2 pseudogenes are annotated in these 11,214 nt (G+C 67.3%); both read right to left on the bottom strand.

The features are described 5' to 3' along the window. Positions 1-13 precede the first annotated feature (13 nt). Positions 14-94 (bottom strand): annotated as a pseudogene (locus DB30_RS43135) (polyketide synthase docking domain-containing protein); the annotation flags it as partial. A gap of 9 nt (positions 95-103) precedes the next feature. Beyond that, positions 104-11,140 (bottom strand): annotated as a pseudogene (locus DB30_RS20985) (type I polyketide synthase); the annotation flags it as partial. Between the last annotated feature and the right edge of the window lie 74 nt (positions 11,141-11,214).

Genomic DNA, 11,214 nt, shown 5'->3' with positions numbered 1-11,214 from the left:
CGGCTTGCAGCTGGCGATTTTGCTTACGCAAGCGTTCGACCTCTTTTACAGAGGCGCGTAGGGCGTTGAGGAGTTTGTCAGATGCGGTGTCCACGAGGGCGCTTCACGAAGTGGGGTCAGTGAGAGCGAGGCTAATGAGGTCGTCCACCGACAACTGGTCGATGTCGGCCTCGTCGCTCGCGGGGCTTGGCGCCATCGAGTGGGTCTCTCGCTCATCCGCGAGCGCGAGCAGCTGCGAGAGCAGACCTGCGCGGCGGAGCTGCTCGACGGGGATCGATGCAATCCGCCGCTGAAGCTCGGGTTCGTCGGGTTCGGAGCCGGCAGGGACATCGCCGACCTCGTCGAGGTCGAAGGCCTCGATGAGGTAGGCGACCAGGACCCTGGGGGTTGGGCAGTCGAACAGCAAGGTCGCCGGCAAGCGCAGCTGTGTCGCGCTCTGCAGCCGATTGCGTAGCTCAACGGCCATGAGTGAGTCGAGGCCCAAGTCCTGAATGGGCTGCTCGGCGTCAATGCGCTCGGGGTTGCTCAGGCCAAGGACCGTAGCGATCTCCGAGCGGATCAGGGTGAGCAGGGTGAAGTCGCGCTCCGCCGACGCGCGCGGCCGCAGCTGCTCGCGCAGCGAAGTCGCCGACTCCGTCGTCGCAGCGCGCCGCATCGCCGGGCGGATCAGCGGGCGAAGCAGCGGGGAGATGTTGTCACGCTCGGCCAGGGCCTCGATGTCGAAGCGAACCGGGACGACGAGCGGAAGCGGCTGCGCCAGGGCTGCGTCGAACATCTCTAGCGCGTCTTGTGTTTGCAGCATTGGGATCCCGCTGCGTTTCATGCGGGCCTTGTCGGAGGCTGACATCCGCGCGGCCATTCCCCCGTCCGCCCACGGGCCCCAAGCGAGGCTCGTGGCGGGCAGCCCCAGCGCCCGGCGGTGGGCACACAGCGCGTCGAGAAACACGTTCGCGGCTGCGTAATTGGCCTGGCCGGCGTTGCCCAGCACCCCAGCCAAGGAGGAGAACACCACGAAGGCCGCGAGCGGGTGCCCAGCGCTGAGCTCGTGGAGGTTGATCATCGCGTCGACCTTGGGCGCAAACACCGAGGCCAGCTGCGCGCGATCCAAGGAGGTCAAGAGCGCATCCTCGGTGAGCCCCGCTGCGTGGACGATCGCGGTGAGTGGGTGGGCGGCCGGGACCTCGGCGAGGGCGCGAGCAAGCGCATCGCGGTCGGCGACGTCACACGCCAACAGCTGAACCTTGGCGCCGGCACGCTCGAGCCGTGCGACCAGCTCGGCGGCTCCTGGGGTCTCGATGCCGCGACGCGACAGCAACAGCAAGTGGCGGACGTCGTGGGCTTCAACGAGGTGAGTAGCGAGCACACGGCCGAGAGCTCCGGTCGCTCCGGTCAGCAGCACGGTGCCTGCCTCAGCGAGCTGGGGCGGCGCCGTCAACACGACTTTCCCGATGTGCTTGGCCTGACCGACAAAGCGAAACGCGCGAGGCGCCTCGCGGACGTCCCAGCTGGTGATCGGCAGCGGCTCGAGCACGCCTTGCTCGAACAGCGAGACGAGCTCGATGAGCATGGCTTGGATGCGGTCGGGGCCGGCGTCCATCAGATCGAAGTCGCGGTAGACCACACCGGGATGGTTGCTGCGTACGCCCTCGGAGTCGCGGACGTCGGTCTTGCCCATTTCGAGGAAGCGTCCGCCGCGTGGAAGGAGTCGCAGGGACGCGTCGACAAAGTCGTGGGCGAGGGCGTTGAGCACCACGTCGACACCTTCACCTCCGGTCGCCTCGAGGAAGCCTTGCTCGAATTCCAAGGTCCTCGAGTTGGCGATGTGCGCATCGTCGAAGCCGAGCGCGCGCAACGTCGACCACTTGGGAGGCGACGCGGTCCCGAATACATCCGCCCCGAGGTGTCGGGCCAGCTGGGTCGCGGCCATTCCCACGCCTCCGGTCGCCGCGTGGATCAGTACGCGCTCCCCAGCAGCGAGCTCAGATAGATCGACGAAGGCGTAGTAGGCAGTCAGGAACACCAACGGCACCGAGGCCGCTTTGACGAATGACCACCCTTGGGGCACCCGTGCGACGAGGCGATGATCGATCACGACCTCCGTCGAGAATCCCGCTCGCAGCAGGCCAAAGACCGCGTCTCCGACCGCGAGAGACTCGACGGCGTCGCCAACCTCGATCACCACGCCAGCGCCCTCGTATCCGAGCGGGCCCGGATCTCCCGGGTACATCCCCAAGGCGTTGAGTACGTCGCGGAAATTGAGGCCTGTCGCGCGGACCTCGATGCGGACCTGCTCGGGCCCGAGCGCGGACAGGTGGCCCGATGCGTCGCGGAGGGTGAGGTTCTCGAGCGTTCCACGTGGGTGTGTGTCGAGGAACCAGGGGAGCTCACCACGGGGCGGCTCGAGCACGTCTTTCGAGCGCGTCTGAGTCAGGCGGGGGACCTGCATGTTGCCCGCGCGCACCACTAGCTGGGGTTCACCGGACGCCAGCGCTTGCGGCAGCGACTCCAACGACGTCGGCGTGTCATCGATGTCGATCAGTCGCACACTGCGAGCGGGGTGTTCAGTCTGCGCGGTGCGGACGAGGCCCCAAGCCGGAGCATGGGTGAGATCGAAGCGGACGTCTTCGCCACCGTCGACAGCGTGACGAGTCACGACGACCAGGTCCATGCCTGCGAGGCCGGGGTCGTCCAAGCACTGCTTGAGGCGCCCGAGCAGCGAGACGGAGGCGTCGAGCACGAGCCCGGCGTCGAGTCCAGACGTGAGGTCACCGAGCGCGGGCAACACGAGCACCGACGCCGCCCGATCAACCGCGCTGAGCTCGTTGACGACGCTGCAAGAGAGCGCCGCGCCAAGCTCAACGTCGCCGAGCACGACGACTGAGCCTGCGACCTCCTCCGCTGTGCTCGACGTGCGCGGCTGCCAGTCGATCCGGTAGAGCGAGGCGCCACTTTGCCGCGACAGGGCGCCGCGGATATCAGCGGGTGACACGCGCCTCGTCGTGAGTGCGTGGACAGTCGCGATGGGCTGGCCCTTGCCGTCCGCGACATCGAGCCGGTAGGAGCTCGCGCTGGCGTTGGGCCGCAGTCGCACGCGCAACGTCGTCGCGCCGATCGCGTTGACCTCGACGCCCGACCACGAGAACGGCAGCTCAATCACGTCGTTCACCTCGAAGGCGAGCACGTGGAGCGCCGCGTCGAGCAACGCGGGGTGCAGTGTGTGGCCAGATACAATGAGTTGCTCGGGCGCCTCCACTTGCGCGTAGAGATCGTCGCCCTGCCGCCAAGCCCTGCGGAGCCCACGAAAGCTCGGGCCATAGTCGAGTCCGAGCTCGGCGAGCTTGGCGTGCACGCCGCTCGTGTCGAGCTCGTCGACGCCCGGCGGCGGCCACGAGTCGAAGACGGCTGGATCGGACACGGGCACGGTCACGGCTACGGCCCCGGTCGCGTGCAGCGTCCAGCTTTGCTCGTCGAGCGCCTCGCTTGGGCGCGTGTGTATCTCGACGACGCGGCGCCCGTGTTCGTCCCGAGCGCCGAGCTTGATCTGGGCAGTGCAGTCGTGACCAGCATGGAGAACCAGCGGCGCCTCGAGCGTGAGCTCGTCGACTTGGGGCGCGCCTACGGAGGCGCCCGCGCTCATGGCGAGGTCGAGCAGCGCGGTTCCGGGCAGGATCACGTGACCAAAAACGACGTGGTCTGCGATCCACGTGGCCTCACTGGGCCCCAGTCGAGCCGTGAACAGCCACTCGTCGGTACCCGCGAGCTGCACCCGCGCACCAAGCAGCGCGTGGTCGATGAGATTGAGGCCCGCGTCGCGGAGGTCTCCGGCGTTGCGCTTGATGCTATCGAACCAAAACCGCTCGCGTTGAAACCGGTAGGTAGGCGTACGCGAGAAGCGAGGCTGCAGCGGCGCGTAGTAGCGCTCCCAGTCGAGCGCCACGCCGAGGCAATGTAGCTGAGCGAGCGCCCGCATGATCGTGTCGAGCTCCGGCCGATCACGATGGGCGGTAGCGACGATGTTGGTGTCCTCTCGCTGTGTGCAGCCCGCAGCCATGGCCGAGAGCACGGCGTGTGGCCCGATCTCGAGCAGGACCGATGCACCGCGGGTCTCGAGCGCCTGGACCCCGTCCAGAAACCGGACCGCTGAGCGCAGTTGCTCGACCCAATACTGTGGTGTGGTCAGCTCTTCGGCTCGGGCCAGAGCCCCGGTCACATTCGAGATGATTGGGATCGTGGGTGGGCTGAAGCGAACGGACTTGGCGACCTGCTCGAACGCGTCGAGGATCGGCGCCATGAGCTGCGAGTGAAACGCGTGGCTGACCTCCAGCCGGCTGACCTTGCGGCCTTCGGCTTCGAACCGAGTCGCGACCGCGAGGACTGCAGCTTCGTCGCCCGAGATGACCGTCGACATCGGGCCGTTGAGCGCAGCGATGGCCACGGACGGAGAGTCCGTGAGAGCGACCTCGACCTCTGCCTCGCTGGCTTGCAGCGAGACCATCGCCCCGCCCGGTGGCAGCGATTGCATCAAGCGGCCGCGGGCAGCCACGAGACGACAGGCGTCGTCGAGATCGAACACCCCAGCGACGTGCGCCGCGACCAGCTCGCCGATCGAGTGACCAAGCAACACGCTCGGCCGCAAACCCCAGTCCTCGTATTGCCGATAGAGCGCGAGCTCGAACGCAAACAACGCGGGCTGTGTGTACTCGGTGCGAGCCAGGCGAGCGGTGTCGGCGTCTAGCGAGCCCGAGCCGAACACGAGTTCGCGTAGGGGCACTTCGAGGTAGGCGTCGAAGCGCGCGCAGATCGAATCGAACAGCTCTCGAAAGCTTGGGAGCGCAAGCCAAGCCGCGTGACCCATGCCGACGCGCTGGGATCCTTGGCCCGTGAACAGGACCCCGACACGAGGGCGGTTGCTGGCCGTGTGCTCGACGCAGTTCGGTGAGGGACGCCCGTTGACGAAGGCGTCGAGCTCGTCGCACAGCTGGGTGACGCTAGCTGCGACGAAGCTCGCTCGGTGCTCGCTAAATTGTGTGCGGGCGAGCGCCAAGGTGTAGCCGAGGTCGCGCAGCTCGAGCTCTGGGTGGTGCACGAGGTGGGTGGCGAGAGCGCGCACATTGTCGGTCAGCGCCTCGCGTGTACGGGCCGACAACGAGACCACCAGTGGTGCCGAAGCACGAGCCGCGTCACCTGTGTTGTCGGTGGTGGACCGCACGGTCTGCGGGCGCGCGGTTGCCTGCTCGAGGATCACGTGGGCATTGGTGCCCGAGAGCCCAAACGCAGAGACACCAGCCCGCCACGGCCGCTCCCCAAGGCTGGGGAGCTCGAGCGGCGTGTCGACGATCTCGACGTCGAGCTCTGACCACTCGATGTGTGCGTTGCGCGGTGTCGTGTGGATCGACGGCGAGATCACGCCATGACGCATTGCAGCGAGGACCTTGGCGATGCCAGCGATGCCCGCGGCGGACTCGAGGTGCCCGATGTTGGTCTTGACCGCGCCAAGCAGCAACGGGCGATTGGCGGGACGATTCTGCCCGTAGACAGCCGCGAGCGCCTGGATCTCGATGGGGTCTCCGAGCGGTGTTCCCGTGCCATGACACTCGACGAAGTCGATGTCGTTGGGCTCGAGGTCAGCTTCGGCCAACGCGGCGCGCAGGACCTTTTGCTGGGAGATGCCGTTTGGCGCGGTGATTCCGCTGCTGGCCCCGTCGTGGTTCACAGCGGTCCCACGAATGACTCCGTGGATCAGCCGGCCTTTGGCCTCGGCCACCGACAGCGGCTCGAGCACGAGCACGACAACGCCCTCGCCGCGGCCGTAGCCGTCAGCAAGATCCGAGAAGGTCTTTGAACGACCGTCGGCTGCGAGCGCTCGCGTCCGTGAGAGTTGGATGAAGTTGTTGGGCGAAGTCAGGACCTGAACGCCGGCGGCGAGGGCGAGGTCGCAGTCGCCGTGGCGCAGCGACTTGCACGCGAGGTCGAGGGCCACCAGCGAGGACGAGCAGGCGCTGTCGATCGAGATTGCTGGGCCCTGAAGCCCCAGCGTGAACGCGACCCGGCCGGCCGAGAACGAGGTGTGGGTGCCGAGGATCGTGTAGGCGTCCGGCTTCGCGTGGGCCTGGATCTGTTCGTTGTAGTCGCTTGGCCCGATGCCGACGAAGACCCCGGTCTTCGAGTCGACCAGCGACGCGGGCACGATGCCCGCGTCCTCGAGCGCCACCCAAGCACGCTCGACCAGCAGGCGGTGCTGCGGATCGATGCTCTTGGCCTCGCGGGGACTGATCCCAAAGAAGCCGGGATCGAAGAGATCCACCCGATCGAGCAGCGCGGCGTTGCGGACGTAGGTTGTGCCCTCAGTCTGCTGGTCGGGGTCGTAGATGCGCTCGACATCGAAGCGGTCGCGGGAGATCGGACCCACCGCGTCGCGACCTTCGAGCAGGGCCAAGTGCAGGCCATCGAGGTCTTCGATCGTCGTCGGTAGTCGCAGGCCAATACCGACGATCGCAATGGGCTCGTTGGTGTGAGCAGAGCGCTCGACGGCCGGCGCGCGCTCGGGCTGGGTGAATTCGACGGAGGCCAGCAGGTGCAGCGCGAGCCGCTCTGGCGTGGGGTAGTCGAACGCCAGCGTCGCAGGTAGCTTGAGGCCGGTCTCGGCTTGCAGGCGCCGCCGCAGCTCAACCGACATCAGCGAGTCGAGGCCGAGATCTCCAAACCCGGTGGTCGGCTTGATGGCTTCGACGTTGGAGAAGCCAAGGATCGAGGCAGTCTGCTGCATCACGAGCCCGATCAGCTCGCGGGTGCGTTCGTCTTCGCCGAGTCGTTCGAGGCGCTTGGTGAGCGTGAGCGCTTGCTGTGGCTCGGCTTGTTCACCTGTGAGCGCGTCCGCGGCCTCGGGGATCGTCGCCAACAGCGGACGAGGACGCGCAGCCGCGTAGGTCTCTGCGAACACGGACCACTTGATGTCGACGACCACGGTCGCGGTCGTGGAGCCGGAGATGGCCTCGGTCAGGGCCTCGACCGCCAGCTCCGGCTCCATGGCCGCGAGCCCGAACTGGGCGAGGCGGGCTTGGGTGCGTGCGTCGGCCATGCCGCCGCCACCCCACGGGCCCCACGCGATCGAAGTTGCGGGCAAGCCGAGCGCCGCGCGTTCGCAACACAGCGCGTCCAAGAACGCATTGGAGGCCGCATAGGCGGCTTGCAGACCCGCGCCCCAGATTCCAGCGATCGAGGCGTAGCCGACGAACGCGTCGAGCTCGAGGGGGCGGGTGAGTTCATCGAGATGGCGGGCCCCAGCGATCTTGCCGGCCACGACGTCCTCGAACGCGTCGAGCGTGAGCTCGCGCAGCGGCTTCATGTCGCCAAGGATGCCTGCGGCGTGGAACACCGAGCGCAGCTGCGGCCCGTCGCGCGCGATGTCGTTGAACATGGCCGCGACCGCCGCCCGATCGGCGATGTCGCAAGCAACAATCGTGACCCGGGCGCCGAGGGCTTCTAGGTCCTTCGTGAGCTCCGCGGCCCCGGGAGAGTCGGTCCCACGCCGGCTCGTCAGCACGAGGTGTTCGACACCCTGACGCGCCAGCCATCGCGCGGTGTGGGAGCCGAGCGCGCCTAGCCCTCCGGTCACGAGCGCCGTCTGACGCGGCACGAATGGCTCTGGCGCTGGCGCTTCACTGACCACCCTGATCAAGCGGCGTGCGAGCACCCTAGATCCGCGCAGCGCGAGCTGGTCTTCGTCATCGCCGCGGTCGACGGCGTCGAGCAACGCGGACGCAGCGTTTGGCATGGTCGCGCCGACATCGATGAGGCCGCCCCAGCGTTCGGGGTGCTCGAGGGAGGCGACAAATCCCAGCCCCCAGCACAGCGCCTGCGTGGAACTGACTCGATCGTCGGGAGTGGCAGCGACCGCCCCGCGCGTGACGAGCCACAGCGAGCTGGTGAGGCTGAGATCGTCGAGCGCCTGGAGAAGCGTGACGTTGCCAGCCAGGCCGCAGGACATGTGGGGATGCTGCGGGTGCGCGCGCTCGTCGAGCGCGAGCAACGAGATGACGACGTCGACGGTCAGACCTGCGAGCGCGGCTTCTAGTTGCTCGCGCACAGATGTGCGGCCTCCCGCGGGGTCGATCGCTACTGCCGTGAACTTGCTGTTTGCGCGGGCGCCGACCTGCGACTCGAGCTCTGCGAGCAGCGGCTCGCCAGCGTTGCTGTGCACCACCAACCAGCTGTGGTTTGAACCACCTGCGCGCCCACCGACGGGCTGCCAGTCGATCTTGTAGCGCCAGCTCGACAAACGTGAGCGTGACCGCGTGCGCTCGTGCCAGCCACGCAAGGCCGGCGCGACCCGCTCGAGCGCGGCGCGGCCATCTGGGTCGAGCGCAAGGGTCTCGCTGAGGCGCTCGACGTCGGTCTCGATCTGCGACCAAAAAGCATCGTCCGCGGGCAAGCCCTTGGGTGCGGCTTGTGCCGCGGCGGGTGTGGAGATCCAATAGTGGTTGCGCGCGAATGGATAGGTTGGGAGGTCGACGAGTGCTGGGTTCTCGAGGCCATGATCCGCAAACCACTGGGTCCAGTCGACGTCGAGACCGGTGCAGTACAGCGCTGCGGCTGTCGCTGTCAGAGCTTCGACGTCGTCGCGGTCACTGCGGAGGCTTGGGATCAGCGTGATCGACTCGTGCTCCGAGTCGGACAGACACGCTGCCGCCATGGCCACGAGGACTCCCCGTGGCCCGAGTTCCAAGGCGACGTCGATCTTGGCCTCCTCTAGCGCCTTGACGCCATCGAGAAACCGGACGGGGCTCCGAACGTGGCGAACCCAATAGTCAGGTGAGCTCAGTTCGGTCTGGGTGACGAGGCGACCGCTGAGGTTCGATATCAGCGAGATATTGGCGGTGTTGTAGGTCAGCGAGGCAGCGACCGCCGCAAACTCGGCGAGCATGGGCTCCATGCGCGGTGAGTGAAACGCGTGGCTGACGTCGAGCTCGCGGACCTTGCGACCGCGCCGCTCGAATTCGACGGCGACGGCGTGGGCGCGCTCGCGCGTCCCGGAGATGACCGTCGCGGAAGGACCGTTGATACCAGCGATGTCGACTTCGCTGCGGTCACCCGCGAGCACCTCGATGACCTCTTGCTCGCTCGCGGCGATTGAGAACATCGCACCACCATCTGGGAGCGCCTGCATCAGGCGCCCGCGCGCGCACACGATCTTGCAGGCGTCTGCGAGACTCCATAGCCCCGCCGCGCAAGCTGCCGTGAGCTCGCCAATCGAGTGGCCCATCACGATCTCGGGCGTGAGGCCCCAGCGGACGAGGACGCGAAAGAGCGCCAGCTCAATGGCGAACAGGCTTGGCTGAGTATACGCCGTTTGAGCGAGGCGCGCGGCGTCCTCGGAGCCCTCGGCCGCGAACACGACGGCCGCCAGCGGGCGCTCGAGGTGTGTGTCGAGCTGCTCGCATATCTCGTCGAAGGCGGCGCGAAACGCCGGGATCTGCTCGTAGAGTCCGCGCCCCATCCCAAGCCGCTGGCTGCCCTGTCCGGTGAACATGACAGCGACGCGAGGATGCTGGCTGCGCTGCCGGGCTTCGAACCCGGGGGCTGTTCCTCCGGGCGGGGCTGAGTCGGTGAACTGGGCGAGTTGTGCGAGCGCCTGGGCGCGCGAGCAGGCGACGATCGCCTTCCGGCTGGGGAATTGCTCGCGCGTGGTCAGCAGTGACCAGGACACATCGGCGAGCCGAAGATCGGGGTGGCGCTCGAGGTGGGTCCGCAGCAGCTCACCCTGACGCTGGGTCGCGGCGTCGTCCTTGCCACTGAAGATCAGCGGAACCGCAAGCTTGTCTCGCTGTGGCGTCACTGCTGGCGCCGAGTGTTCGGCCGGCGCCTCTTCGACGATCAAGTGGGCGTTGGTGCCCGAGATCCCAAACGACGACACGGCCCCGCGGCGTGGCACATCGCCTTTTGGCCACGCTCGCGCCGACGCCAAGAGCTCGATACCGGGCACGTCCCAGTTGACCTGTGAGCTCGGCGCCTCGGCGTAGAGCGAGCGCGGCATCGTCTCGTGCTCGAGCGCGAGGATCAGCTTGATGATCCCACCGACCCCAGCGGCGGCTTGGGTGTGGCCGATGTTGGACTTGAGTGAGCCTAGCCACGCCGGGCTACCGGGTGGTCGAGACCTGCCGTAGACCGCCTGGAGGGCGTTGGCCTCGATCGGATCCCCGAGCCGCGTGCCAGTACCGTGGGCCTCGAGCAGGTCGACGTCGCTCGCTTCGAGCTTGGCGTTGGCCAGCGCGGCCTTGATTACGCGTTGTTGCGCCGGGCCATTGGGCGCGGTCAGGCCTTGGCTGCGTCCGTCTTGATTGATCGCGCTGCCGCGGATCAACCCCAGGATAGGGTGGCCGTTTTTCTGGGCGTCGGACAGACGCTCGAGCACGACCATGCCAGCTCCCTCTCCCCAGCCAACGCCGTTGGCTTGCTCGGAGAAGGCCTTGCAGCGACCGTCTGGCGCGAGCCCGCGCTGGCGCGAGAACTCGATGAAGATTGTGGGGGTGGCCATGACCGTCGCCCCCCCAGCGAGCGCGAGCTGACACTCGCCGCGGCGTAGCGACTGGCAGGCCAGGTGAACGGCAACGAGCGAAGAGCTGCACGCTGTATCCAAGGTCACGGCCGGACCTTGGAAACCGAAATTATATGAGATCCGGCCGGAGCTGACGCTCCCGGCGCTGCCGATCCAAGTGTAGCCGGCGAGGGCCTGTGCATCGGCCATCAGGCGCGCGCCGTAGTCGTAGTACATGACTCCGACGAACACGCCTGTGTCGCTTCCATGCAGCGAGGTCGGGCGCAGGTGTGCCCGCTCGAGGGCCTCCCAAGAGGTTGTGAGCAGCAGACGCTGCTGCGGGCTCATCGTCTCGGCTTCGCGTGGGCTGATCTCGAACAAGCGTTCGTCGAACAACGCCGCGTCGTGCAAAAACCCGCCTTCGCGAGAAATCGTGGTGCCGGGGTGATCAGGGTCGGGGTGATAGAGGGCGTCGGCGTCCCAGCCACGGTCGCTTGGAAACCCGGAGATGGCATCGGTGGCCTGAGACAGCAGCTCCCACAGCTGCTCCGGGCTCTCGACACCGCCAGGGTAGCGACACGCGGTCGAGACGATGGCGATCGGCTCATGCTGCTCGGACTGCAGGTCTTGCAGCCGCTGCTTCGTGTGCCGAAGCGCTGTGGTCGCCCGTTCGAGATAGG

Origin of the sequence: Enhygromyxa salina, from assembly GCF_000737335.2 — a bacterium.
Lineage (GTDB): Bacteria > Myxococcota_A > Polyangia > Nannocystales > Nannocystaceae > Plesiocystis > Plesiocystis salina_C.
Note: the sequence above shows the minus strand (reverse complement) of the source record. Positions and strands in the feature narration are given on the sequence as shown.